Origin of the sequence: Microbacterium maritypicum, assembly GCF_041529975.1 — a bacterium.
Classification (GTDB): domain Bacteria; phylum Actinomycetota; class Actinomycetes; order Actinomycetales; family Microbacteriaceae; genus Microbacterium.
This window is the reverse complement of sequence record NZ_CP168030.1, coordinates 153,905-177,595: the sequence shown is the minus strand read 5'-3', so window position 1 is coordinate 177,595 and position 23,691 is coordinate 153,905. Positions and strand designations below refer to the sequence as shown.

Below are 23,691 nucleotides of genomic sequence, written 5' to 3'. Positions count from 1 at the left end.
ACTGTGAGAGTGAAGGACGGACGGATGCGACGCTGGCTGCGCGCCTGGGGATACCTGGCCGTCGAGGCCGGAGTCTCGATCGCGTCCGTGGTGTTCCTCAGCCTCGGGCTCGCCCTGCTCCCCCTCATGATCATCACCGGCGGCGTGCTGCTGATGCCCGAGGCGGTCCGCGGCCTGCACGGGTGGACGGATGTGAACCGCCGTCGCGTCGGCGCCTACCGGGGCGAGGAGCTGCCGCCGATCGGCCACGTGCTGCCGCCCGCATCGACCATCGACGACCGTCTGCGCTTCGCGTTCTCGCGCGCCACGGGTCGCGACCTCCTGTGGCTGGCGGTGCAGGGGATCCCCGTGCTGTTCCTCTCCATGCTGACGATCTCGCTCCCGGTAGCGGCGGTCAACTCGCTCGCCATCACCTACTACTGGCAGTTCGCGCCCGCCGACGACCCCGTCAGCTCCGTGTATCCGGTCACGTCGTGGGAGCTCGCGGCGACGATGCCGCTCGTCGCTCTGGCGTATGCGATCCTCGCCGTGTTCCTGATCCCGGCCGTCGCGCGGCTGGTCTCATTCGTCTCCGCCCAGCTGCTCGCGACTCCCGAGAAGTCGCGCCTCGCCGCCCGAGTCGACGCCCTCACGCTCAGCCGGGCCGCCGCCCTCGACGCGCACGCCGCCGAACTCCGCCGCATCGAGCGCGACCTGCACGACGGGGCCCAGAACCGCCTGGTGAACGTCGTCATGATGCTCGGGATCGCCGAGCGGGCGCAGGAGACCGGGGGCGACGTGCTCGGACCGCTGCGGCGAGCGCAGGATGCCGCGACCGACGCCCTCGCCGGACTCCGCCGCACCGTGCACGACATCTACCCGCCGATCCTCGACGAGCTCGGGCTGGAAGGCGCGCTGGCCTCGCTCGCCGGGCGCAGCGTCGTTCCCTGCACGATCGAGGCGGCCGATGTCGGGCGTGTGCCGGCGGCGGTCGAGTCGGCCAGCTACTTCGTCGTGGCCGAGGCCCTCACCAACGTCAGCAAGTACAGCGCGGCGACACGGGCCTCCGTCGAGGTCGCCCGCGAGGGCGAGGTGCTGCTCATCACGGTCGAGGACGACGGTGGGGGCGGAGCCGCGGAGCGTCCGGGCGGCGGTATCGCCGGCATCCGTCGTCGCATCGAAGCCTTCGAGGGCACGCTGGAGCTCACGAGCCCGGCCGGCGGGCCCACCATCCTGAGAGCGGAGCTGCCATGCGGATCGTGATCGCCGAAGACGACACCCTCCTTCGAGAGGGCCTGGCACTGCTGCTGCGCAGCGAGGGCTTCGACGTGGTGGCCGCGGTCGACAACGCCGAAGGGTTCCTGGAGCGACTCGACGAGGCGGATGCCGCGGTGGTCGACGTGCGGATGCCGCCGACCTTCACGAGCGAGGGGTTGAAGGCCGCCGCCGAGGCGCGCGCCCGCCGACCCGGCTTCCCCGTGCTGGTGCTGTCGGCCTATGTCGAGGACCGCTATGCCGGCGAACTCCTCGCAGCCGGCGCCGATGGTCTCGGCTACCTCTTGAAGGAGCGCGTGGGCAAGGTCGCCTCGTTCATCGATGCCCTGAACCGCGTGGCCGCCGGGGGCACGGTGATGGACCCCGAGGTGATCTCGCAGCTGATGAGCCGCCGTCGCGCCGACGATCCGGTGCAGACGCTCACCCCGCGCGAGCGCGAGGTGCTCGGGCTCATGGCCGAGGGGCTCGACAACGGCACCATCGCCGGGCGACTCTTCGTGACCGAGACCGCGGTGAGCAAGCACATCGGCAACATCTTCGGCAAGCTCGGGCTCGCGTCCAGCGACAGCGGGCACCGGCGCGTGCTGGCCGTGCTCGCGTACCTCCGCACCTGACGGCATCCGCCCTGGCGCTCAGGCGCGCTTCGATGCCATGCTGACGGGGATGAAACGCTCCACCAAGATCACCACCGCCGTCGTCGTCGTGGCCGTCGCCGGGCTGTTCGCCGCCGCGGCCCCTGCCGTGGTCAGCGCCGCCCCCGCGGTGTTCGGCGTCGCCTCCTGGGCGTCGGAGCGCTTCGCCGCCGAACCCTCCACGGCCCCGACGCCGGCGCCCGAGGATCCGGCCCAAGAGAGCCTCGTCTCTCTCGGCGACGGCATCAGCGTTCCCGCCGGCGGTCCCGGCGACTGCACCACCAACGCGTTCATCAACATCGGAAGCGACGACGGCGAAACGATGCATGCCAAGCTCCTGGGCGAACTCGTCGAGATGGGCGAGTCGGAGCTGGCGAGCGGACCCGTGACCCTCGATGCCGACGGCGAGATCTTCTCCTACGAGGTGCAGGCCGGCGACAGCCTCATCGCGATCGGCGAGCGCTTCTGCGTCGACTACGTCACCGTCGGCAGCTTCAACCATGTGCGCGGCTTTGAGCCGATCGCACCCGGGGACGTCCTCTACCTGCGCCCGGATCCGACGCTTCCGTTCGTCGACATCTACTCGCCGTACAACGCCGCACCCGGGTCGTCGACCATCCCGTACTACGACGGTGTGGCGGCGTTCTCGACCGCCGTCGCCACCGCAGACCTGGGTGCCGCGCGGTTCCTGTGGCAGCGCCTGGAGAAGGACATGCCCCCGGAGACGGCGGCCGTGATCACGCAGGCGCTGAGCGACGAGGACCTGCCGCTGCTCCGCCGCATGTTCCCGTAGCAGCAGGCGCTCTCCCCGCCGGTACGTCGGCGGTCGTTCCCGCGCGCCCGGAAACCCCTCCCGAACCTCTCCGAAAAAGTTCGGTATTCGGTGTTGCTAAGTACCGGTACTCAGTGTTACTTTGTACCGGTACCCAGCAACACTGAGTACCAACCGAAACGAAAGGAGGACCTGATGGGCAAGCAGATGACCGAGATGCTCAAGGGCACTCTGGAGGGCATCGTTCTGGCCCTCCTCGCCGAGCAGCCGGCGTACGGGTACGAGATCACCACACGCATCCGCGACCACGGATTCACCGACATCGCCGAGGGCACGATCTACGCACTCCTCGTGCGCATCGAGCAGAAGAACCTCGTCGACGTCGAGAAGGTTCCGAGCGAGAAGGGTCCGCCCCGCAAGGTGTACACCCTGAATGCCCAGGGCCGGCAGGAGCTCGAGGAGTTCTGGACCACCTGGAGCTTCCTCAAGACGCACATCGAACAGCTGGAAAAGCGCAACACCGAGAACAAGGAGAACTGACCATGGCCGCGAAGTGGATCGAAGCGATCACCGGATCCCTCGAAGAGAAGAAGCTCTACAAGCAGGCGCAGGCCCGCATTAACGCGCTCCCCGAGCCGTACCGCGAGGTCGCGAAGGCGCAGCAGCGCTACAACATGTACTACGGCGGAGTCACCGACGGCGACACCATCGTGAAGATGTTCCTCGACATCGCCGACCTCTGGGAGCGCGCCGCGCTCGACGGCACCCCGGTCAGCGCCATCGTCGGCGACGACCCCGTGGAGTTCGCCGAGAACTACGCCGCCGCGTACGGCGGACGCCAGTGGATCGACAAGGAGCGCTCGCGCCTCATCAAGGCGTTCGACGACGCGAAGAAGAAGGAGGAGTCATGACGAATGCAGCCATCTCGGTGCGCGGCATCGAGAAGTCGTACAAAGATCTGCACGTGCTGCGCGGCGTCGACTTCGAGGTCGAGAAGGGCAGCATCTTCGCCCTCCTCGGCTCGAACGGCGCCGGCAAGACCACGGTGGTGCGCATCCTCTCCACCCTGCTGAAGGCGGATGCCGGTACGGCGACCGTGCAGGGAGTGGATGTCGCCGCGAACCCCGTCGGCGTCCGCGAGGTGATCAGCCTCACCGGGCAGTTCGCCGCGGTCGACGAGATCCTCACCGGACGCGAGAACCTCGTGCTCGTCGCAAAGCTGCGGCACCTGCCCGACGCCGGGAACATCGCCGACGACCTGCTGGCGAAGTTCCGCCTGACGGATGCCGGAGCCCGCAAGGCCGGCACCTACTCCGGCGGCATGCGTCGCCGGCTCGACATCGCGATGAGCCTGGTCGGTCACCCCGAGGTCATCTACCTCGACGAGCCGACCACCGGCCTCGACCCCGAAGCCCGCATCGAGGTGTGGGACGTGGTCAAGGAACTCGCGAACACCGGCACCACGGTGCTGCTCACCACGCAGTACCTCGACGAGGCGGAGCAGCTGGCCGACCGCATCGCGATCCTGCACGAGGGCCGCATCATCGCCAACGACACGCTGGCCGGCCTCAAGCGCCTGCTGCCGGCCGCCAAGGTCGAGTACGTCGAGAAGCAGCCCACCCTCGAGGAGATCTTCCTCACCCTCATCGGCCCCCAGGCCCCCGGAAAGGAGAACGCAGCATGAGCACGCACTTCGCCGCCGATACGGCGACACTCACCGGCCGCTCCATGCGGCACATCTTCCGCAGCCCCGACACGATCATCACCACGGCGGTCACCCCGATCGCGCTGATGCTCCTGTTCGTGTACGTCTTCGGCGGAGCACTGCAGCAGAGCACCGGCGCCGAGAACTACGTGAACTACCTGCTCCCCGGCATCCTGCTCATCGCCGTCGCATCCGGCATCGCCTACACGGCGTTCCGACTCTTCAACGACCTGCAGAGCGGAATCTTCGAGCGGTTCCACTCCATGCCGATCGCCCGATCGAGCGTGCTGTGGGCCCACGTGCTCACCTCCCTCACGGCGAATGCCATCACCCTGGCGATCATCTTCGGCGTCGGATTCCTGATGGGCTTCCGCACCGGGGCGAGCCCGCTCGCCTGGCTCGGAGTCATCGGCATCCTGCTGCTGTTCACGCTAGCCCTCACGTGGCTCGCGATCATCGCGGGGCTCAGCGCGAAGACGATCGACGGGGCGACCGCGTTCTCGTACCCGCTGATCTTCCTGCCGTTCATCAGCTCGGCCTTCGTGCCGACCGAGACGATGCCGGGACCGGTGCAGTGGTTCGCCGAGAATCAGCCCGTCACCTCGATCGTCAACACCATCCAGGCGCTGTTCGCCGAACAGCCCGTCGGCAGCGACATCTGGGTCGCCCTCGCCTGGTGCGTCGGCATCCTCGTGGTCGCCTACGTGTTCGCGATCATCGCCTACCGGAAGAAGGTCAGCTGATCTTCGCCCAGCGAGACGGGACGCTCCGACCGGGTCACTCGACCCGGCCGGGGCGTTTCGCCGCGCTCGGCGGTGGTTCGGCGTTGCGCGTCGCGCGTTGTGAAGGAGATCTCACGCTCTGAAGGAGCTGTGTACGGAAAGGCTCCTTCGAAGCGTGAGATCTCCTTCACGTCACGTGGGAACCGGGTACGCGGCAACGATGAGCACATAGGCGACGGCGATGGCCACGAGGCTCAGACCGATTGCCACACCACCGATCACGTGCGGCGATCTCCTCTTGACGAGTGCGATGACGAGCAGGGCGAGGTGTGCGACGAGGATGACGATGAGCGCCACTCTCAGACCGTCGATCGCCAGGTTGGCGACATCGTCCCTGCAGGAAGATGCACACCCATCCATTCGCATCGCAGTGAGATCGACGAGAAGGATGCCACCGCAGGCAACTGTGATCTGAGCCAACGCCCAGAGCCCCGCGGCGACGTAACGTCGCCGCGGCATGCGCTGGATCGCCCCCCACTGGCTCGTCTCGGTCATGAGAAGTCAGTCATCATGTGTCGGACAGACGCTCGCGGATCGGACATGTAGCCCTTATAGGAGCTATGGATCTGGTTGTCAATCGGCGCCCCGGCCTGGCAAGCCCAATCCTTGGCGCCGCGCTCGGCGGGAGTCGCTTGATCCGACCCACGTGTTCTGAAGGAGATCTCCTGTTCTGAAGGAGCCGTGTGCGGAAAGGTTCCTTCAGAACGTGAGATCTCCTTCGCGTTGGGTGGGCGGGACGGATGCGGGACGGATGCTGCACGAAGCGGGTAGGGGCACCCGCTCACCGCAGCCCGAATGGGCCGAGCACCACGCGGCGACGACTCCGCACCCAGATCACACCGTCGGCGCGCTTCTCGGCGCGGGTCGCGAAGCGGTAGCGGTACGAAACGGCGCGCACCCACCGCGGCCGCTCGCCGTCGAAGGGATCGACCCGGATCAGCGCGAGTGTCGGAGCATCCGCTTCGAGCAGTCGGACGAGGAACGCCGTGAACCAGTCGTCGAACGAGTGCCCGAGCGGCAGGAACCACATCAGCCAGTCGAGGCGCAGATGGTATGGAGCGAACTGCCGCGGCATCCGTCGCACGTCCCCGGGCTTGCCCCGGAACTCATACTCCCGCCACTCGACGCCCTCCTCATCGGCTGACCCCTCGACCACGATCTCGATGCGCTCCTTCGTGACCGTGCCGAAGGCGCCGTAGGCGTTGGCGAGCTGCCAGCGGTTGAAGCTCGCGTTCATGAGCTGCCGCCGCGCGAACAGGTTGCGCATCGCCGGCGCGCTCACCACGACGTACAGCAGCCCGACGGCCGAGGTGATGATCACCCAGAAGAGCGGGAGGCCGGAGAGGACCCACGGCGCGTCGGTCGGCGGCGTAGCCTCGGCCGCCCCCACCCCCGGCAGCCCGATCACCGAGAAGGCGATGACCATCGTCGCCCAGTTCAGCCACGCGAAGTTCCCCGTGAGCACCAGCCAGGCCTGCGTCAGGATCACGATGGATGCCGCGACCGCGCCCACGATCTGCGGCACCGGGCCATCCACCCACAGCGACAGCAGCGGGGCGAACAGGAAGAACGGCACCACGAGCTGCGCGAAGTGATTGCCCACCACCTCGCCGCGATGGAACCAGCGCGGCAGCAGATGCGCCTGCCGACTGAGCGGCCCCGGCATCGGCTGCGTCTCGTGGTGATACATGAGAGCCGTCAGATCACGCCACTCACGGCCGCCGCGGATCTTGATCATCCCGGCACCGAACTCCAGCCGGAAGACCAGCCACCAGAACAGCACGATCACGACCGTGGGCGGCGGCTGATCGTTCGAGCCGAGGAAAGCCGCGAGGAACCCGGCCTCCAGCAGCAGCATCTCCCAGCCGAACGAGTAGAAGGTCTGCCCGATGCTGACGATCGACATGTAGCCGAGCCACAGCGCGAGGAAGCACAGCATCGGCCCCCACGGCGGACCCCACTGCGGAATGCCCACGACGAGTACGGCCGCGACCACGATCCCCGCCACACACAGCGCGACGAGCCGGCGGTCGGAGTAACGGATGCGCGAGAACAGGGTCGGATGCAGCATCCGCCGCCGCTCCGCCTTCTGGCCGACCCACTCGAGGAGGGCCGGCGCCGGGAGCAGACCGTGCTCACCGAGCAGCGGTCGGAACTGGTTCAGGCTCGACAGGAACGCGACGAGGTACAGCGCCGCGATGCCCCGCTGCAGCACCTCGCGCGCAAACCCGAAGTCGACCGCCGCGAACCCGTCCACGCCCACAGGCTACGCCGCCGGTAGCCGCGGGGAAGGGGCTTGCGCACGGGTCCCCCGCACACACGACGAAGGAGATCTCACCCGACGAAGGAGCCCCTGCGCGAACAGGGCCTTCGAAGGGTGAGATCTCCTTCGTATCGCGTGCCGACTCCGAGCGGATGCTGCGCCTCAGAGCCGGTGTGAGCTCAGGTCAGCTGGTGACGGTCCAGTCGAACTGGTCGCCGTACTCCTCGAGCCATGCGTCGACGGCATCCGCTTCCTTGCCCTCGCCGTACTCGTTGACCACGAGGTCTTCGAGTGCACCGTACTGCTCGTCGTCGAGCTTGATCTGCTCGATCAGCTCAGCCGCCTCGGGGAACTCCTCGGCGAAGCCCTTGGTGCCCAGGAAGTGCAGGCCCTCGGCCTTGCCCATGGCGCCCTTGGGGTCTTCGAGGTCCTTCACGGGGAAGGCGTCGTTGGCCCAGAACGGACGCCACAGCGTGACGACGATGTCCTCCTGCTTGTCGGTCGCGGTCTTCAGCTCGGTGAGCATGGCCGCGGTCGACGAGGTGACGAGCTCGTACTCGCTGTCGAGTCCGTACTCGGGCATCATCTTCTGGGTCTGGGCGGTGAGGCCGGCACCCGGCTCGATCCCGTAGATCTTGCCGTCGAAGTCGGCCGCCTTGCCCTTGAGGTCCTCGATCGAGGTGAGCTCCGAGTACTCCGGCACCGCGAGGGTGAGCTTGGCGTTCTCGTAGTACTTGCCCAGGTCTTCGATGTCGTCGCCGTACTTCTCCATGTACTCGGCGTGCGTGAGCTCGGGCCAGGCCGACGGGTACATGTCGACGTCACCCTGCGCGAGACCCGTGTACAGCGGGCCCGCCTCGGTGAGGGTCTTCATTTCGACCGTGTAGCCGATCTTCTCGAGCTGGTCCTGCAGCAGGTACGCGGTGCTCAGGCCGTCGGTCCACGAGGGCAGGAAGCCCAGGGTGATGGTGCCCTTGTCGTCGGCGTTGCTGTCGCCGCCGCCCGTGCCGCCGGCGCCATCGCTGCTGCAACCCGCGAGGGTGAGCGCCGCTGCGGCGCCGAGGGCGGTGATCGCGAGGATCTTCTTCTTCATGTGATTTCTCTCTCTCAGTTCCGTATGGGTGTTGTTCCGTAGGGGTGAAACTCAGTGCACGAGTGCCGGGTCGGCATCCTGCGCCAAGGGCGCCTCGGCTGCGGGGGTGGATGCTGCTCCACCACCGCCGCCGTGCGGCTTGCGGCGCCGCTCGATCATGCCGAGCAGCGACGAGCGGTTCTCGCCCGGGGCGCCCAGTGCGGCGGTGACCCGATCGAGGAAGACGGCGATCAGCACGACACCGAGACCGGCCTCGACACCCTTGGGGATGTTGATCGTCGAGATCGCCTCGACCACCATCTTCCCGAGGCCGTCGGCACCCGCCATTCCGGCGATGACCGCCATCGACAGGGCGAGCATGATGACCTGGTTGACGCCGGCCATGATGGTCGGCATCGCGAGCGGGAGCTGGATGCCGCGCAGGATCTGCCCCGGCTTGGCGCCGAACGCGTGCCCGGCTTCGACGGTCTCGGAGTCGACGCCGCGGATGCCGAGCTCGGTCAGACGCACGCCCGGGGGCAGCGCGAAGATCACGGTGGCGACGAGTCCGGGGACCACGCCGATGCCGAAGAAGACGATCGCCGGGATCAGGTACACGAACGCCGGCATGGTCTGCATGAAGTCGAGCACCGGCTTCAGCACGGCCCGCACGGTCGAGTTGCGCGCCGACCAGATGCCGAGCGGCACCGCGATCAGCACGGCGATGATGGCGGCGACGAGCACGAGTGCGAGCGTCTGCATCGCGGGCACCCAGAGGTCCATCCCGACGATCAGCCCGAACGACACGATGGTTCCGATGGCGAGCTGCCACGAACGCACGATCCAGGCGATGAGCGCGGCGATCACGATGATGACCGCGAAACTCGGCGTGAGCAGGATGCTCGTGAGCCCCTCGACGAGGAAGCTCATCACGAACGAGATGACGTCGAGCAGACCGTCGAGGTTGTCCTTGATCCAGTCGACGCCGGATTCGATCCAAGTCCCTACGGGGATGCGGAAGCCGTCCATCAGCGCACCTCCTCCGTGGTCGGGGCATCGGCCGGGTCGGCGGTCCACCCGTCATCGAGCACCGCATCGATCTCTGCCTGCGGCATCGGCATCATCGGCAGGGTGATCTCCTCGGTCGCTCCGGGGCCGGGGCCCAGGGCGGCGAGCAGCGTCACACGCGGGATCACACCCGCCAGACGCCCCTCGGCATCCGTCACGGCCAGCGGCAGCGGGGACTCGACGGCGGGCACGAACAGGTTCATCAGCACCTCGTCCTCGCGCACGCTCTGCGGCACGGGCTTGATGATGGAGTCGAGGGTGGTGGCGCCCTGGCGCACGAGCTTGACCGCGTCGCGGTCGGTCACGACACCCACGAGCTGGCGGTCACGGCCGACGACGTAGGTCGCCGACATGTAGGCGTCGCGCATCTGGCGGAGCGCGGTGCGCGGACCGGCGGTGTGCGGCACGACGGGGCGCGGGCGCTCCATCACGTTCGCGGCGGTGAGCACACGGGCGCGGTCGACGTCCTGCACGAACTGCTCGACGTAGTCGTTGGCCGGGTCCATCAGGATGTCCTCGGGCGTGCCGATCTGCACGATGCGGCCGTCGCGCATCACGGCGATCCGATCACCGAGGAACATGGCCTCATTGAGGTCGTGCGTGATGAACACGATCGTCTTCTGGAGCTTCTGCTGCAGCTCGAGCAGCTGCTCCTGCATCTCGCGGCGGATCAGCGGGTCGAGCGCGCTGAACGCCTCGTCCATGAGCAGGATGTCGCTGTCGGCGGCGAGCGCACGGGCGATTCCGACGCGCTGCTGCATTCCGCCGGAGAGCTCGGAGGGAAGCTTCTCGCCCTGACCTTCGAGTCCGACCAGCGAGAGGATCTCCTCGGCCTTGGCCAGGCGCTCGGCCTTCGAGGCCCCCTTGAGCTCGAGCGGATAGGCGACGTTCGCGGCGACCGTGCGGTGCGGCAGCAGAGCGAAGTGCTGGAATACCATCGAAATGCGGTCGCGACGGATCTCGCGGAGCCTCGAGGCGGGGATGCCGGTGATCGGGTCGCCGTTCACCGTGACGGTGCCCGACGTGACGTCATGCAGCCCGTTGAGCATGCGGATGATGGTGGACTTGCCCGATCCGGACAGGCCCATGATGACGAAGATCTCACCGCGGTTCACGGTGAAGCTGGCGTCGATGACCGCCGCGGTCCCCGCATCGGCGACGGCCGTGCGACTCTCTCCGGCCTTCAGACGGCGGACGGCGGTGCTCGGATTCTTACCGAAAACCTTGTATAGATTGCGCGCTTCGAGAGCGATTTCGGACACGTTTCCCCCGCGGCTCGCCTTCGGGTGGCTGAGCCTGCTTCGGTTACGCCCGGGTGAGGCTCTCGGGGCCGTTCGACATGATCGCTGTGGCGGCACAGACGGCGGATTTCGGATCCGCCGCGATAGAGCATCGACCGTACGCCCACGCCTCTTCGCAGCACAGCTCATCGAAAGAAGGACGTGACCGCGGACTGGTCTTCGGACCGTCAGGCCCGCATTCCAACGTAACGAAATGGCCGATCAGGGGCAAATCCTGGGTCGGCCGGCAGTGCGAATTTCAGCGGCTGACCGGGGGATTGCACGGGGGTTCAACAATCCCCACCGAGACCGTTTCGAGGTCAGGATCGACGTGATTCGGAGCTGCGGATGCTGCGCGTCACGGTGAACTTCGGGGTGCGCGACAGCTGTTCCGTGTGGCCGATCAGACGGGTGAGTTCGGCCCGGTAACCGAGCGAGGAGTTGTACACCGTGAAGAGTTCTCCGCCGGGTCGGAGCACACGCGCGGCGGCCTCGAACAGACGGGTCGCGGCGCCCGTGTGCACACTCGTTCCGAGGTGGAAAGGCGGGTTCAGGAGCACGACGTCGACACTCGCGTCCGCGATCTCCGAGGCCGCATCGTCGTGCATGACCGTGATGCGGTCGGCGACCCCGTTCGCGGCCGCCGTCGCGCGGGCCGAGGCCACTGCCGCAGCCGACCGATCGGTCGCGATGACCTGCGCCTCGGGATGGGCGAGTGCATACGAGACCCCGAGTGCGCCGGTGCCGCAGCCGAGGTCGAGCACGCGGCTCGGGCGGTCGCTGTTCACAACTCCGGAAGAACCACCGTTCTCCGACCCGTTCGCGCCGTTTTCGACCCGAATCAGCCCGTTCTTGAGGAGTTGTGAACCGCCGAGGCCGAGCACTTCGAGCAGCACGCGGGTGCCGATGTCGAGGCGGGCGCCGGCGAACGCCCCGCCGTGCGCGACCAGAGTCAGCCCGTCGTGCTGCGCAGCGACGGGGAACGGCGGATCGGCGGGCACCGGACGAGCGTCGGAGGCCTCGATCAGCCGGGACTTCCGCTCGGCGCGCTGGGGCTGCACGTGCGCGAAGCTGCGCCCGAGCACCTCGTTCTGCGCGAGCGTCATGTGCTTCACTCGGCCGCCAGCGACGAGCACCACACCGGATGCCGCCCAGCGGGCCACGGCATCCGCGATCTCCTCGAGCTCCGCGAGCGACTTCGGCAGCTGCAGCAGCACGAGGCGGGCGCCGGAGAGCAGCTCGGCGTCGAGCTCGTGCGCCACGAAGCCGGCGAGCCCGAGATCCTCGGCGTTGCGCTCCAGTGCACGACGGCCGGTCGCGAGATCTTGATGCACGCGGATGCTGTGCCGCCCGGCATCCGTCAGAGCCAGCGTGATCGCGCCGTATTCGTCACCGATCACGACGGTTTCGGAGCCCGGGATGTCGAGGGAGAGCGCCCGCTCGACGAGCAGCAGATCGGTCGCGTCATGGGCCTGGAGGTTGTCCGCCTCGACGTCGGGCCACCGGCGCAGGCGACTGTAGGGGAACTCCGGCACCAGCCCACTGTACGCGGGCGTCCGCCTGCACACGCCCGGGGTTGACACCGGACAGGTTCCATGGTTACTTAGTCGAGTAAGTAACCCACTAACCCACCGGAGGACTCGTGATCGAAGAAGGCAAGCCGCTCTTCCTCCAGATCGCCGAGCAGATCGAGGACTCGATCGTCGACGGCTCACTCGCCGAGGAGGCACAGGCCCCTTCGACGAACGAGCTCGCCGCGTTCTACCGGATCAACCCCGCAACCGCAGCGAAGGGAGTCGCCATGCTCACCGACAAGGGAGTGCTCTACAAGCGCCGAGGCATCGGCATGTTCGTCGCCGACGGAGCGAGGGAAGTCCTCCTCGGCGAGCGCCGCGCGCTGTTCGCCGACCGCTACATCGATCCACTCCTCGCCGAGGCCCGCACCCTGGGTCTCGGCGCCGAAGACCTCGCGGCACTGCTCCGGCAGCGCGCCGCACTCACCACCGACACAGAAGGGAAGAACCCCGCATGACCGCCGTCATCGAGGTGCAGAACCTCAACAAGCGCTACAAGGAGAAGCGAGCGCTCGACAACGTCTCGCTCAGCATCGAAGGCAACGCCATCTACGGCCTTCTCGGTCGCAACGGCGCCGGCAAGACCACCCTCATGTCGATCCTCACCGCCCAGAACTTCGAGTCCTCGGGCTCGGTCCGGGTGTTCGGCGAGCACCCGTACGAGAACGCGCACGTGCTCGGCCGGATCTGCTTCGTCCGGGAGAGCCAGAAGTACCCGGACGACGCCTACCCGAAGCACGCGTTCAAGGCTGCGAGCCTGTTCTTCCCCCACTGGGATCAGGCGTTCGCCGACGAGCTCATCGCGGAGTTCCAGCTGCCGATGAAGCAGACGATCAAGAAGCTCTCCCGCGGCCAGCTCTCCGCGGTGGGCGTGATCATCGGACTCGCCTCGCGCGCCGAGATCACCTTCTTCGACGAGCCCTACCTCGGACTCGACGCGGTCGCCCGGCAGATCTTCTACGACCGACTGGTCGAGGACTACGCCGAGCACCCGCGCACGATCATCCTGTCGTCGCACCTGATCGACGAGGTCTCCAACCTCATCGAGAAGGTCATCGTGATCGACAACGGCCAGATCATCCTGAACGAAGACACGGATGCCGTCCGCGAACGCGCCGTCACCATCGTGGGCGAGGCCGCCAAGGTCGACGCCTGGGTCGCGGGCCGAGAGGTGCTCCACCGCGAGGCTCTCGGGCGCGTGGCATCCGTCACCGTGCTCGGCCGTCTCAGTGCGGAGGAGCGGGCCGAGGTCACGGCATCCGGCCTGGATCTCGCTCCGGTCTCGCTGCAGCAGCTCGTCGTCCGTCTCACCCAGAAGGCGGAGGCCCACTCCGCCACGAATGACTCCGGCGCGAAAGAGGAGGTCCGCTGATGCGACGCACAGTCAACGTCATCCGCCTGCAGCTGATCAACAAGGGCACCTTCGTCTGGTACCCGCTGATCATCCTCGCCGCAGCGGTGGTGATCTCGGTCCTCATCTACGCGATGATCCCGGTCGACACCCCGAAGTACGGCGGCGGCGGTCAGGCTCCGCTCTGGTACTTCTTCGCCATCGGGATGTCGGCGATGACGCTCACCTTCCCGTTCTCGCAGGCGATGAGCATCACCCGCAGGGAGTTCTTCTTCGGCACGCTGCTCACCGCGATACTCGGCAGCGCGATCATGGGCGTGCTGTTCCTCATCGGAGGCGGCATCGAGGTGGCCACCGACGGATACGGCATCAACGGCTACGTCTTCTACCTGCCGTGGCTGTGGGATGCGGGTCCGGGCGGCGCCTTCGTGGTCTACTTCACCCTCGCGCTGTTCTTCTTCGTGCTCGGCTTCACCGGCGCGACGATCTACAAGAGCTGGGGACAGCTGGTGCTAATCATCGTGAGCATCGCGCTCTCCCTGGTGCTGCTCGGCCTGGTGTTCCTGGTGACGCGGCTCGACCTCTGGTCGCACGTCGGCGCGGGGATCATGGACCTCGGCGCGCTCGGTCTCGCACTCTGGGGCCTCCTCGCCACCGCGGTGCTCACGGGCGTCTCGTTCCTCGCCTTCCGGAGGACCATCCCGTAGGCGCACCTCCGCCGCCGCACCTCTCGACGCCGGTCACCCTCCCTGGGGTGGCCGGCGTCGTCGCGTCTGCGCGCTACCGGTACCCGGCCGAGGAAGCAACCCGCTCGTCGGCCGCGCACCGGGCGCATACGCTCGCGGAATCACCGGCACCACGCCCCACCCGCACGCGCCGAAAGAGAGGATGCCGTGACGCAGAGCCAGCCCCGATTCCGTGCACGCCGCGCAGGCATCGCACACGCCCTCCGCGAAGCCGTCCTCCCCGCACGCCTGCTGCTCGTCGCGAAGACGATGCTCGCGGTCGGTCTCGCCTGGCTCATCGCCCCGCACATGCCGGGGGTCACCGACGAGTACCCCTACTACGCCCCGCTCGGGGCACTGTTGAGCATGTACCCCACGCTGATGGGGTCGGCGAAGTCGAGCTTCCAGACGCTGCTCGGGCTCGCCGCCGGCATCGGCCTCGCCACGGTGGTGGTGCTCACGGTGGGGCCCACGTGGTGGACCATCCCGCTCGTCGTGGGTGTGGGAGTGCTCGTCTCCGGAACGGGCTGGTTCGGTGCCGGACGCGAATACATCCCGATGGCCGCGATGTTCGTGCTGATCATCGGCGGACAGAACGCCGACGACTACTCCCTCGGATACCTCACGCAGACCGCGGTCGGGATCGTCATCGGCCTCGTGGTCAACGTCCTGATCGCGCCCGCACCGCTCACCGTCGCCGCGGAGGGACGAGTGGCCGCCTTCCGCGAGCAGCTCGCCCGACATCTCGACGACATCGGATCGGCGGTCTCCGAGTCCTGGCCGCCGGAGCACGGGCAGTGGGCCGACGACGCCGCCTCACTCGCCGACACGACGGGTGAGCTGTGGGCGGCACTCGTGGAGGCCGACGAGAGCCGTCGCGGAAATCCCCGGGCGAAGGGGCACCGAGCGCGGATGCAGCAGAGCCACGAGGAACTCGCCGCTCTCGACCGGATCGCCCACCTCATCCGCGACATCTCGGACGCGATCGCGGACACCATCTGGGACCGACCGGCCGGCATCGCTCTCGACCCCGCACTGCCCGAGCCGCTGTCCGCCGCGTGTCACGCCGTGGCGGAGGTGATCGCGCGCGGTGACGCCTCGACCCCGGAAGACCATCGTGTGCGCGGCGAGGCCGCCCGTGCGACGCGGCTCCTCCTCGAGACGGTCGACAGTCGCACCGTCGATGTGCGTCGTTCGATGGGCCCCGGGGTGCTCACCGCGATGCACCTGCGCCGCATCCTGATCCTCAGTGGAAGCCCGGCGACGGACGACTGATCCCGGACCGCGTCAGATGGTGTCGTCGGCGGCGATCACGTCCACCTGCCAGTAGCGGCCGTCGGGGTCGGCACTGTCGTGCGCGTCATCGGCGGCGCTCAGCACATCGTTGATCTTCACCATCGCGTCGTCGAACTCGGACTCGGTCAACCGGATCGTCCTCTGGGTGAAGGCGGCGTGCACCTCGGCCGTGCGTCCGGCGACGTACTCGGGGGTCCAGGCGGTCACTCGGCGCATCAGATCGTGATGGTCCTCCACCAGAGCAGCGATCACCGCGGTCCCGAGCTCCTCGTCGACCACGGGGCTGTCCGGGCCGCCCACGTTGAGGGGACCCTTGTGCCCGGTCCAGACACGATCACGCCGGTCGCGGGCCTGCTCGGGCGCCTCTTCGATGAGACCGGCATCGGCGAGTGCGCGCAGGTGGAAGCTCGCGCTGTTGGCCGGCACCCCGAGCTCGGCGGCGATGTCCGCCGCTCGCAGGAAGTCTCGCCGCGAGAACAGGCGGATCATCTGCCGACGCAGCGGGTGGGAGTAGGCCTTGAGCATGGCCGAGGTCATCCAGACGGGATCGTCGCCCTTGCTCTCGCTGGTGTCTGCTGCCATGCCCTGATCCTACCCGCACCCAAAATTGCGCAATAGAACTTGCGCAATTGTTCTTGCGCAATTACTCTCGACGCATGACCACCCTCACCGAGTCGCATCGCCTGTGGCACAACCGCCGCTACCTCACCTGGTTGCTGAGCGACACGAGCAAGGGCCTCGCGGCAGCGCTCTTCGGGTTCGCGATCCCGCTGCTCGCGCTCATCGTGACGAACGATCCCGCACAGGCCGGCATCATCGGCGCCGCCGGAATGGTCGCCCGCCTGCTCATGACCCTCGCCGGCGGGGTTCTCGCCGACCGTCACCGCCGCATCGCGCTGATGCTGCTCGGATCGCTGATCGGCATCGTGCTGGCCGGGGCCTTCACCCTGCTCGCCCTCGGTGACGCGATGACCTTCGGTTCGCTGCTGGTGATCGACATCCTCCTCGCCGCCCGCAGCGGACTCTTCGACGTCGCCGGCGAGAGCGCGATCAAGGAGATCGTCCCCGACGACGCGATGGGTCGCGCGCAGGCCGCGAACCAGGGTCGCGATGCCGCCCTCCAGCTCGCGGGCGGCCCGCTCGGCGGCCTGCTCCTCGGCATCGGCGGCTGGGCGGTCGGCGTCGTCATGACCCTCTGCCACGCGATCGCCGCCCTGACCGCCTGGATGCTGGGGCGCCAGGCGCGTCGTGCCGGGGTGGTCGACACCGGAGCAGCCGGCGAAAACGGAGACGACCCGGACGACCCGCGGCGCGTGGTGGCAGAACACGCCGTCGCCGCGACGGATGACCTGGGTTTCGGCACCTCTGCGTCGGCCGCCCCCGCGAAGCGGAACGCCTGGGCGGAGCTGCGAGAGGCGTTCGCCTGGCTGCTCTCCCGGCCCGACCTCGGCGGCGTCCTGCTCATCACCACGGTCGTGAACCTCGGGTTCAACGCCGCGATCACCACCGTCATCTACTCGCTGCAGCAGGACGGCCACTCCGAGCTCCTGATCGGCACGCTGAGCGCATCGATCGGGGCGGTGATGCTCGTCGGCGCCGTGTGCGCCCCCCTGCTCGTCCCCCGCATCAAGGCCGGGATCCTGACGATCGCCGGGCTCTCGGTCGCGACCGTCGGGGTCGTCGCGCTCACGATGGTCACCACACCGTGGGCGATCGCCGTCGTGCTCGGCGCCTCGGTGCTGCTGGTGCCCGCGCTCAACGCCGGGATGATGGGCTACTTCATGGTGGCGACACCGACCCACCTGCTCGGCCGCGCCAACAGCGCCGCGGGAGTGCTCGGCATGGGGGCGATGCCGCTCGCGCCCCTCATCGCCGGCTTCGGTCTCGCCTGGATCGGGCGGGAGTGGACGCTGCTGCTCTGCGCCGCGCTGTGCCTGGCATCCGTGGCTCTGGCCGTCGGCAATCGGGCACTGCGCGCGCTGCCGGTCGAGTCGCGGTGGGCCGCGCACGCGAAGGAGTTCGAGTCGGCCTGACCCGCTCCCGGAAGAGGTGCGGCGCTAGAGAGCGCCGGTCAGCGCCGCGACGCCGGCGAGCACCGAGACCAGTGCGAGCACCAGGGCGATCGCGATGAGGACGGCGTGCACCTTGAGGAACGCGGTGGCCTTGCCGTTCTCGTCGCGCGCACGCGGATCGTGGGCGACGCGCTTGTAGAACTGCGGCCAGACGACGGCGTTGAAGGCGGCGTTGAGGAAGAGCACGACGGAGAGGGCGATCACCCCTCAACGCTATCGAGGTCCGCCCCCACGCCCGACCGCCGGACGAGCGCGGAATTCTTGGATGAAGTCATGTATCAGAAACCTCTTGCCGTGCTCCTGGTAGGTGTGATCACAATGGGCTTCATGATCGACGGCGCACCCGGCGCCGCTCTCGATCCTGCTTCGGATGACGGGCGCGCACGCTGGGAGCGCGCCGCGGATCTGTTCGGCGCATGGCGCGAGGGCGATGGCCGCGCGATGGACGAGCTCGTACGACTGATGACCCCCGTGCTCTGGCATGTGGTGCGCGCGTACGGGCTCGAACGCACGCTCGCGGAAGACGTGGTGCAGACCACCTGGCTGCAGCTCGTGCGCGGCCACGGTTCGATCAGCGACCCGCGGGCGGTGTCGGCCTGGCTCACGACCACTGCCCGGCGCGAGGCCTGGAAGGTCGCCAAGGCGCACGGCAAGATCGACACGACCGTCGACGACGACCTCGATGCTCTCCTTCCCGAGCAGGCTTCGGCCGAGGAGCACGCGACGCTCGGCGACGAGAACCGACGGCTGTGGACGGCCGTGCGCCGCCTCAACGAACGGTGCCAGAAGCTCCTGCGCGTGATCGCCTTCGAAGACCGGCCCGACTATGCGCGCATCGCGAGCGACCTCGCGATGCCCATCGGAAGCATCGGCCCGACGCGCAATCGCTGCCTGGCCAAGCTCCGCGCGCTGCTGGACGCACCGCCGACCGCCCAGGCGGGGGGATTCGCATGAGCGCTCACGAGGACGCCGAGATGTTCGCACGCCTCCGCACGCTCTGGAGCGACGTCGACCCCGTGCCCGCCGGTCTGATCGACCGCATGGTCGCCGCCGTGGCCGCCGACGGGCTGAACCGCGAGTACGCGCTGCTCACCCTCGTGGAGGGGCAGCTCGGCGCCGTGCGGGGTGAGGCGGATGCGCTCACCCTGCAGTTCAGCGACGGCACCACCAGCATCCTTCTGCACGTGACGCGCACCGCATCCGGTCGCCGCCGCGTCGACGGCTGGGTCGACACCGGTGCCGCAGAGGTCTTCCTGACACAGGGCGAGAAGACGATCTCGGCCGCGCCGGAGGAGACAGGACGCTTCGCGTTCGACGAGGTGCCGCCCGGTCTCACGCGCGTGCGCCTGACGACCGCGATCGGGGACGAGACGCGCACGCTCGCGACCCCGCAGTTCGAGCTGTGACCGCGGGCGCCGCCCGTCGATGAAGCCGCGGGGCGACCCGCACCGAGAGGATGACGATGGAGCAGCCCAAGGGATGGACCTGGCAGGACCGCGCGGAAGGATCGATCCGCCGGGGAACGGCCCTCGACCCGAGCACGGAGCCGGTGGACGGCATCCGCGCCTTTCCGACGGCGTACCTGCCGGAGCGACTGCTGGTCACCCGAGCTCTCGGCGACGAGGAAGCCTACGACCAGGAGGTACGGACGCTGCGCGATGCGGCGGACACCTTCGGGTGGCAGCTCGAGGAAGAGCGCGGAGCGCGCCGGATCGGCGACGGCGAGCTGGTTCCGGGCGTCGCCGGGTTCCAGCGCCTGCTGTTGACGACCCCCGTCGAGCCGGTGGGCGGCGAGGCCCCGTTCTCGCCCGACGCCTGGCGGGTGCTCCAGCGTGCCCGGCGCATGTCGCACTCGCCCATGCCGCGCACGAGCCTGGACCACGTGCTGTCCATCGATCCGGTCGGGCTCAACCCGTTCACCCGGACCAATCCCTTCACGCGGACCAACCCGTTCACCCGGACCAACCCGGTGCGCGGTGAGGGCGCCGCGGGCAGCGACGACTACCTCGAGCCCGGGAGGGGTGCGCGACAGCCGGTGACCTGGCTGGGCCCTGCTCCCGTGCGCGCACCGGCGCCGAAGCGCGGGCGGCGACCCGTCGTCGCGGTGCTCGACACGGGATGCGGCGAGCACGCCTGGCTTCCCGACGACATCGTCACCCGGCATTTCGACCTCGACGGCGTGCCCGTGGGCCTCACGGACGACGCCGACCCGGAACGCTACCCCGACCTGTACGGACAGCTCGACGGCGCGATCGACGCGGTCGCCGGCCACGGCACGTTCATCGCGGGGCTCGTGCGACAGGCGGCTCCGGATGCCGACATCCTCTCCATCCGCGTGGCGGGCGCACTGGGCGTGGTCGACGAGAGCACCCTGCTCGACACGCTCGCGCAGGTCGTCACGCTGCTGATCCGGCACCGCGAGGACCCGACGACGGGCTTCCCGATCGACGTGCTGAACCTGTCCCTGAGCTACTACCACGAGACTCCGGTCGACAAGATGTTCAGCCTCACGCTGCACCAGCTGCTGGCCAAGGCCCGCGAGCTCGGCTGCGTGGTCGTGTGCTCGGCGGGCAACGACGCCATCGATCGGCCCTCGTTCCCGGCATCGCTGTGGCCGTGGCCGGACTCGGACAACGGCATCCCGCACGACGACGGCACCCCGCTCGTGTCGGTCGGGGCGCTCAACCCCTCGGCGCAGTCGGTCGCCCTCTTCTCGAACGTCGGCCCGTGGGTGCAGACCTACGCCCCGGGCGCCGCCGTGGTGAGCACCTCGCCCGCCTTCGTCGGAGGCTCTCAGGCGGCGACTCGCGCAGACGTCGACGGCCTCCGCCGGGAGACGATCGACCCCGACGACTATCGAGGCGGATTCGCGATCTGGAGCGGCACGTCGTTCGCGGCCCCCTACGTCGCCGGACGCATCGCCGCGCAGCTCGGCACCGTGCCGGTCGGCGGGGTGGCCCCGAAGGCCGCGAAGAAGGCCGTCGCCGCCGTCCTGAAGTCCCTGCCGACACCCGTCGACCCGACCTGACCACCCCCGAGCCGGACCGTCCGCACCGATACGGGCGGTCCGACTTGGTGTTCGGCCCCGGTTCGGTCCCCCGCCGTCCACTTGTCGGACCGATGCACACCTGTCGGACAGATCCGCGGCGTGTCGTCCGGCATCCGTGATTCCTCCCGACATCCGTACGCCGCGCACCCGACATCCCTATGCCGTCGCCGACCCGACGGACCCGCCGGCAGATGCCGCGGCCGAACGGCCTGCATCCGCGCTCTTCCGCACGGGCGCGGGGCAGGGCATTCTGGACGGATGCCCCTGTCCGCCAACGAGCTGCACCGGCGCGGAGTCGAGGCGGCGAACGCGAGACGGTTCACGCAGGCGCGGCGCGCGCTCGACACGGCATCCGCCCGCACCGACGATCCCGACCTGCGCGCCCGCATCGACGGCACGACCGCCTACGTGCTCGCGCAGACCGGGCAGCCGGCGGCCGCCGAGCAGCTGTGCCGCGACGCCCTCCGCCGCTCCGGGCTGCGCGCCGAGACGATCGCCGTGCTCAGCGGTCAGCTCGGCGTGCTCCTCATGCACGCCGGCACGCTGGCGGCGGCCGAGGTCGAACTCAGCCGTGCCATCGACACGTTCACCGCGATCGGCGACGAGACCACCGAGCTCGCGAACTGCCTGATGAACCGCTCGGTCGTGCGCATGCAGCAGCGCGAGCTCGACACGTGCATGGAAGACCTGCGGCGCGCGGTGGCCGTGTACGAGGCGAACGACGACCAGGAGCCGCTCGCCGAGGCGCGGCACAACCTCGGCTACGCGGCGCTGCTCGGCGGAGACCTCGTCAGCGCACTCACCCTCATGACCCGCTCCCGTCCGACGCTCGCCGCGATCAGCGACCTGGCCGCCGCGATCAGCGACCTCGACCGCGCGGAGGTTCTTCGCGACGCCGGCCTGACCACAGAGGCGGAGACCCTGCTGGGTCGGGTCGCCGCGGAGTTCGGCGCGCAGCGGATGCAGCAGGCCAGGGGGGAAGCCGAGTTCCACCTCGCACGCTCGCTGCTGCGCCACGATCCGGCTGCCGCCGCGCGCACCGCCCGCACGGCGACACGGCGCTTCACCGCTCTCGGGAACCACGGATGGGCGGCCCGCGCCGAAGCGGTGCGGCTCGAAGCGCGGCAGCGTGCGAAGCCGGACCGCCCCGTCGACGCGCCCGCCTTCGCCCGCACCGCCAGAGCCCTCGACCATGCGGGATTCCGGACCGAGGCGACCGGCCTCCGCCTGAGCGCACGACGCGACGGGGCTGGGCGCCTCCCGCGGCTCGACGACAGCGCCCCGACACCGCTCCGCCTCCGCGCCCACGAGGTGAGAGCCGCGCGCGCGGCCGCACGAGGGCGCGACCGGGATGCGCTGCGAGCCGCCGCCGATGGCCTCGACCTGCTCACCACCTGGCAGCAGTCGTTCGGTGCCCTCGACCTGCAGGCCTCGGTCGCCATGCACGGCGCCGACCTGATGTATGCCGGCCTCTCCGCCGCCGCGCGCCTGCACGATCCTGCGACGATGTTCGAGTGGTCGGAGCGCGCCCGTCACCTCAGCCAGCAGGTCGCTCCGGTGCGGCCTCCGCGCGACGACTCGCTGGCCGTGGATCTGGCGGAACTGCGGATGCTGCGCGCCGAGCTCGCCGGCGCCGACTGGACCACGGACGCTCGCGTGCGCGTCCTTCGCGACCGGGTGCGCGAGCGGCAGTGGGCCGCGACAGGGGCGGGCGGCACCCGCGAGCGGCTGGGCCTCGCCGAGGCGACGGCGCTGCTCGATCCCGACACCGCCGTCCTGTCGTACATCTTCACCGGTTCCGCGCTGCACGCCATCGCGGTGACGTCGTCGGGGGCTACGGTCGTCGACCTGTCCTGGCCTCGTGTGCGATCCGCGCTCGACGGTCTGCGCGCCGACCTCGACATGGCCGCGATGACCCGCGGCGGGCTGATGGGCGCCGTGACCGCGCGCGCCCTCTCCGCGCGGTTGGCGCTGCTGGATGCCGAGCTGCTCGCGCCGCTGCTCTCGGCGGCGCCGTCGGCACGCCGTCTGGCGATCACGGTGCCCGGAGCGCTCGGCGGGGTGCCGTGGGCAATGCTGCCCGGCATGACCGGCGTCCCGTTCACGCTCGCGACGTCGGTGTCGCGGTTGCGGGGCGGCGCGGCCGTCGTCGGCAGACGCCCGTCGACGATCGGGTTCGCCGCGGGCCCGCGCGTCCCCCGCGCCGGCGAGGAGGTGCGGCGAGCCGCGGACACCTGGGACGGCGGGGGTGTGACGACGCGGATCCTCGAGGGCGGCGACGCGACGGTGGCGGCGGCCACCCGACTCGCGTCGGACAGCGACGTGCTGCACATCGCGGCGCACGGCAGGCACGCGGTCGACAACCCCCTGTTCTCGGGTTTCGAGCTCGCCGACGGCATCCTCTTCGGCTACGACGTCGACCTGATTCCGCGCGTCCCCACGACCGTGATCCTCTCGGCCTGCGAACTCGGGCGTTCCTCGGTGCGCTGGGGCGAGGAGGCGCTCGGGATGACGCGGGTGTGGCTGCACGCGGGCGCGGACTGCGTGATCGCCGCGCCCGTCGCCGTGCCCGACAAAGTGGCGGCCGAGCTGCTGAGTGCCGTGCATGTCGGCCTGTCCGAGGGTGCGACACCCTCGGCGGCGCTCGCCCGAGCCACCGTCGACACCGGTCTCAGCGCCCCATTCCAGTGCCACGGAGACGGATTCTGATCTTTTTCTCCATTCGGTGTATCAGAACCGGTGCCGCACGCTCCTGTTCTTCGGAAGGTGCCATGCGAAGGGCCTCGAAGGGTTGAG

Annotated in this window: 24 protein-coding genes; 16 read left to right on the top strand and 8 right to left on the bottom strand. The window is 69.1% G+C overall.

What is annotated here, in order from left to right:
- Window positions 1-9: 9 nt before the first annotated feature.
- The 7 genes from ACCO44_RS00845 to ACCO44_RS00815 all read left to right on the top strand — a co-directional run bounded on the left by ACCO44_RS00845 (window position 10) and on the right by ACCO44_RS00815 (window position 5,106).
- The gene (locus tag ACCO44_RS00845) at window positions 10-1,242 is read left to right on the top strand and encodes a sensor histidine kinase (RefSeq protein ID WP_372467865.1); all 1,233 of its coding nucleotides are present in this window, start codon (window positions 10-12) and stop codon (window positions 1,240-1,242) included.
- Complete coding sequence (locus tag ACCO44_RS00840) at window positions 1,230-1,868, top strand: response regulator transcription factor (protein WP_029263193.1); 639 nt, start codon at window positions 1,230-1,232, stop codon at window positions 1,866-1,868. The genes ACCO44_RS00845 and ACCO44_RS00840 overlap by 13 nt, the downstream gene beginning before the upstream one ends.
- Before the next feature lie 49 nt (window positions 1,869-1,917).
- On the top strand, window positions 1,918-2,679 hold the full coding sequence (locus ACCO44_RS00835; RefSeq protein ID WP_372467864.1) for a LysM domain-containing protein: 762 nt from the start codon (window positions 1,918-1,920) through the stop codon (window positions 2,677-2,679).
- A 174-nt stretch (window positions 2,680-2,853) separates the two neighbouring features.
- Entirely contained in the window at window positions 2,854-3,198 is a 345-nt protein-coding gene (locus ACCO44_RS00830) for a PadR family transcriptional regulator (protein ID WP_029263195.1), read from the top strand.
- A 2-nt stretch (window positions 3,199-3,200) separates the two neighbouring features.
- Entirely contained in the window at window positions 3,201-3,569 is a 369-nt protein-coding gene (locus tag ACCO44_RS00825) for a DUF1048 domain-containing protein (RefSeq protein WP_372467863.1), read from the top strand.
- Entirely contained in the window at window positions 3,566-4,342 is a 777-nt protein-coding gene (locus ACCO44_RS00820; protein ID WP_105712186.1) for an ABC transporter ATP-binding protein, read from the top strand. Before ACCO44_RS00825 ends, ACCO44_RS00820 begins: the two co-directional genes overlap by 4 nt.
- Entirely contained in the window at window positions 4,339-5,106 is a 768-nt protein-coding gene (locus ACCO44_RS00815; protein WP_215068734.1) for an ABC transporter permease, read from the top strand. The genes ACCO44_RS00820 and ACCO44_RS00815 overlap by 4 nt, the downstream gene beginning before the upstream one ends.
- A 171-nt stretch (window positions 5,107-5,277) precedes the next feature.
- On the opposite strand, the gene ACCO44_RS00810 is transcribed toward ACCO44_RS00815, so the two are convergent.
- The 6 genes from ACCO44_RS00810 to ACCO44_RS00785 form a co-directional block, all read right to left on the bottom strand.
- Window positions 5,278-5,640: a hypothetical protein gene (locus ACCO44_RS00810; RefSeq protein WP_372467862.1), complete on the bottom strand. Its 363-nt coding sequence runs from the start codon at window positions 5,638-5,640 to the stop codon at window positions 5,278-5,280.
- Between the two features lie 286 nt (window positions 5,641-5,926).
- On the bottom strand, window positions 5,927-7,402 hold the full coding sequence (locus ACCO44_RS00805) for a lipase maturation factor family protein (RefSeq protein WP_372467861.1): 1,476 nt from the start codon (window positions 7,400-7,402) through the stop codon (window positions 5,927-5,929).
- A gap of 190 nt (window positions 7,403-7,592) precedes the next feature.
- Window positions 7,593-8,501 (bottom strand): glycine betaine ABC transporter substrate-binding protein, encoded by a 909-nt coding sequence (locus tag ACCO44_RS00800; protein WP_372467860.1) that lies wholly within the window; start codon window positions 8,499-8,501, stop codon window positions 7,593-7,595.
- A 51-nt stretch (window positions 8,502-8,552) separates the two neighbouring features.
- Entirely contained in the window at window positions 8,553-9,509 is a 957-nt protein-coding gene (locus ACCO44_RS00795) for an ABC transporter permease (RefSeq protein WP_372467859.1), read from the bottom strand.
- Window positions 9,509-10,810: a glycine betaine/L-proline ABC transporter ATP-binding protein gene (locus ACCO44_RS00790; protein ID WP_372467858.1), complete on the bottom strand. Its 1,302-nt coding sequence runs from the start codon at window positions 10,808-10,810 to the stop codon at window positions 9,509-9,511. The genes ACCO44_RS00795 and ACCO44_RS00790 overlap by 1 nt, the downstream gene beginning before the upstream one ends.
- 338 nt (window positions 10,811-11,148) lie before the next feature.
- Window positions 11,149-12,363: a class I SAM-dependent methyltransferase gene (locus ACCO44_RS00785; protein WP_372467857.1), complete on the bottom strand. Its 1,215-nt coding sequence runs from the start codon at window positions 12,361-12,363 to the stop codon at window positions 11,149-11,151.
- Between the two features lie 107 nt (window positions 12,364-12,470).
- Between ACCO44_RS00785 and ACCO44_RS00780 the strand changes: the two genes are divergently transcribed.
- The 4 genes from ACCO44_RS00780 to ACCO44_RS00765 all read left to right on the top strand — a co-directional run bounded on the left by ACCO44_RS00780 (window position 12,471) and on the right by ACCO44_RS00765 (window position 15,753).
- Window positions 12,471-12,860 (top strand): GntR family transcriptional regulator, encoded by a 390-nt coding sequence (locus ACCO44_RS00780; protein WP_029263205.1) that lies wholly within the window; start codon window positions 12,471-12,473, stop codon window positions 12,858-12,860.
- Complete coding sequence (locus ACCO44_RS00775) at window positions 12,857-13,774, top strand: ABC transporter ATP-binding protein (protein WP_372467856.1); 918 nt, start codon at window positions 12,857-12,859, stop codon at window positions 13,772-13,774. Before ACCO44_RS00780 ends, ACCO44_RS00775 begins: the two co-directional genes overlap by 4 nt.
- On the top strand, window positions 13,774-14,460 hold the full coding sequence (locus ACCO44_RS00770; protein ID WP_372467855.1) for a hypothetical protein: 687 nt from the start codon (window positions 13,774-13,776) through the stop codon (window positions 14,458-14,460). The genes ACCO44_RS00775 and ACCO44_RS00770 overlap by 1 nt, the downstream gene beginning before the upstream one ends.
- A 186-nt stretch (window positions 14,461-14,646) precedes the next feature.
- Window positions 14,647-15,753 (top strand): aromatic acid exporter family protein, encoded by a 1,107-nt coding sequence (locus ACCO44_RS00765; protein ID WP_372467854.1) that lies wholly within the window; start codon window positions 14,647-14,649, stop codon window positions 15,751-15,753.
- Between the two features lie 12 nt (window positions 15,754-15,765).
- Here the strand turns inward: ACCO44_RS00765 and ACCO44_RS00760 are convergent, their stop codons facing one another.
- Window positions 15,766-16,356: a winged helix-turn-helix domain-containing protein gene (locus ACCO44_RS00760; RefSeq protein ID WP_372467853.1), complete on the bottom strand. Its 591-nt coding sequence runs from the start codon at window positions 16,354-16,356 to the stop codon at window positions 15,766-15,768.
- A gap of 74 nt (window positions 16,357-16,430) precedes the next feature.
- On the opposite strand from ACCO44_RS00760, the gene ACCO44_RS00755 reads away from it, so the two are divergent.
- Window positions 16,431-17,807: an MFS transporter gene (locus ACCO44_RS00755; protein ID WP_372467852.1), complete on the top strand. Its 1,377-nt coding sequence runs from the start codon at window positions 16,431-16,433 to the stop codon at window positions 17,805-17,807.
- A gap of 24 nt (window positions 17,808-17,831) precedes the next feature.
- Here the strand turns inward: ACCO44_RS00755 and ACCO44_RS00750 are convergent, their stop codons facing one another.
- Entirely contained in the window at window positions 17,832-18,050 is a 219-nt protein-coding gene (locus ACCO44_RS00750) for an SCO4848 family membrane protein (protein WP_029263211.1), read from the bottom strand.
- Between the two features lie 69 nt (window positions 18,051-18,119).
- On the opposite strand from ACCO44_RS00750, the gene ACCO44_RS00745 reads away from it, so the two are divergent.
- The 4 genes from ACCO44_RS00745 (at window position 18,120) to ACCO44_RS00730 (ending at window position 23,604) form a co-directional block, all read left to right on the top strand.
- Window positions 18,120-18,800 carry an RNA polymerase sigma factor gene (locus tag ACCO44_RS00745; protein ID WP_258134268.1) on the top strand — a complete coding sequence of 227 codons (681 nt, stop codon included), beginning with the start codon at window positions 18,120-18,122 and terminating at the stop codon, window positions 18,798-18,800.
- Complete coding sequence (locus ACCO44_RS00740; RefSeq protein ID WP_372467851.1) at window positions 18,797-19,252, top strand: hypothetical protein; 456 nt, start codon at window positions 18,797-18,799, stop codon at window positions 19,250-19,252. Before ACCO44_RS00745 ends, ACCO44_RS00740 begins: the two co-directional genes overlap by 4 nt.
- 56 nt (window positions 19,253-19,308) lie before the next feature.
- Window positions 19,309-20,874 (top strand): S8 family serine peptidase, encoded by a 1,566-nt coding sequence (locus ACCO44_RS00735; RefSeq protein ID WP_372467850.1) that lies wholly within the window; start codon window positions 19,309-19,311, stop codon window positions 20,872-20,874.
- Between the two features lie 279 nt (window positions 20,875-21,153).
- Window positions 21,154-23,604, top strand: coding sequence for a CHAT domain-containing protein (locus tag ACCO44_RS00730; RefSeq protein ID WP_372467849.1), 2,451 nt, complete (start codon window positions 21,154-21,156; stop codon window positions 23,602-23,604).
- The last annotated feature ends 87 nt before the right edge of the window (window positions 23,605-23,691 follow it).

Coding starts and splice junctions, on each gene's coding strand:
- ACCO44_RS00840 (WP_029263193.1), top strand. CDS start 1,230: ATGCGGATCGTGATCGCCGAAGACGACACCCTCCTTCGAGAGGGCCTG.
- ACCO44_RS00835 (WP_372467864.1), top strand. CDS start 1,918: ATGAAACGCTCCACCAAGATCACCACCGCCGTCGTCGTCGTGGCCGTC.
- ACCO44_RS00830 (WP_029263195.1), top strand. CDS start 2,854: ATGGGCAAGCAGATGACCGAGATGCTCAAGGGCACTCTGGAGGGCATC.
- ACCO44_RS00825 (WP_372467863.1), top strand. CDS start 3,201: ATGGCCGCGAAGTGGATCGAAGCGATCACCGGATCCCTCGAAGAGAAG.
- ACCO44_RS00820 (WP_105712186.1), top strand. CDS start 3,566: ATGACGAATGCAGCCATCTCGGTGCGCGGCATCGAGAAGTCGTACAAA.
- ACCO44_RS00815 (WP_215068734.1), top strand. CDS start 4,339: ATGAGCACGCACTTCGCCGCCGATACGGCGACACTCACCGGCCGCTCC.
- ACCO44_RS00810 (WP_372467862.1), bottom strand. CDS start 5,640: ATGACCGAGACGAGCCAGTGGGGGGCGATCCAGCGCATGCCGCGGCGA.
- ACCO44_RS00800 (WP_372467860.1), bottom strand. CDS start 8,501: ATGAAGAAGAAGATCCTCGCGATCACCGCCCTCGGCGCCGCAGCGGCG.
- ACCO44_RS00795 (WP_372467859.1), bottom strand. CDS start 9,509: ATGGACGGCTTCCGCATCCCCGTAGGGACTTGGATCGAATCCGGCGTC.
- ACCO44_RS00775 (WP_372467856.1), top strand. CDS start 12,857: ATGACCGCCGTCATCGAGGTGCAGAACCTCAACAAGCGCTACAAGGAG.
- ACCO44_RS00770 (WP_372467855.1), top strand. CDS start 13,774: ATGCGACGCACAGTCAACGTCATCCGCCTGCAGCTGATCAACAAGGGC.
- ACCO44_RS00760 (WP_372467853.1), bottom strand. CDS start 16,356: ATGGCAGCAGACACCAGCGAGAGCAAGGGCGACGATCCCGTCTGGATG.
- ACCO44_RS00755 (WP_372467852.1), top strand. CDS start 16,431: ATGACCACCCTCACCGAGTCGCATCGCCTGTGGCACAACCGCCGCTAC.
- ACCO44_RS00745 (WP_258134268.1), top strand. CDS start 18,120: ATGTATCAGAAACCTCTTGCCGTGCTCCTGGTAGGTGTGATCACAATG.
- ACCO44_RS00740 (WP_372467851.1), top strand. CDS start 18,797: ATGAGCGCTCACGAGGACGCCGAGATGTTCGCACGCCTCCGCACGCTC.
- ACCO44_RS00735 (WP_372467850.1), top strand. CDS start 19,309: ATGGAGCAGCCCAAGGGATGGACCTGGCAGGACCGCGCGGAAGGATCG.
- ACCO44_RS00730 (WP_372467849.1), top strand. CDS start 21,154: ATGCCCCTGTCCGCCAACGAGCTGCACCGGCGCGGAGTCGAGGCGGCG.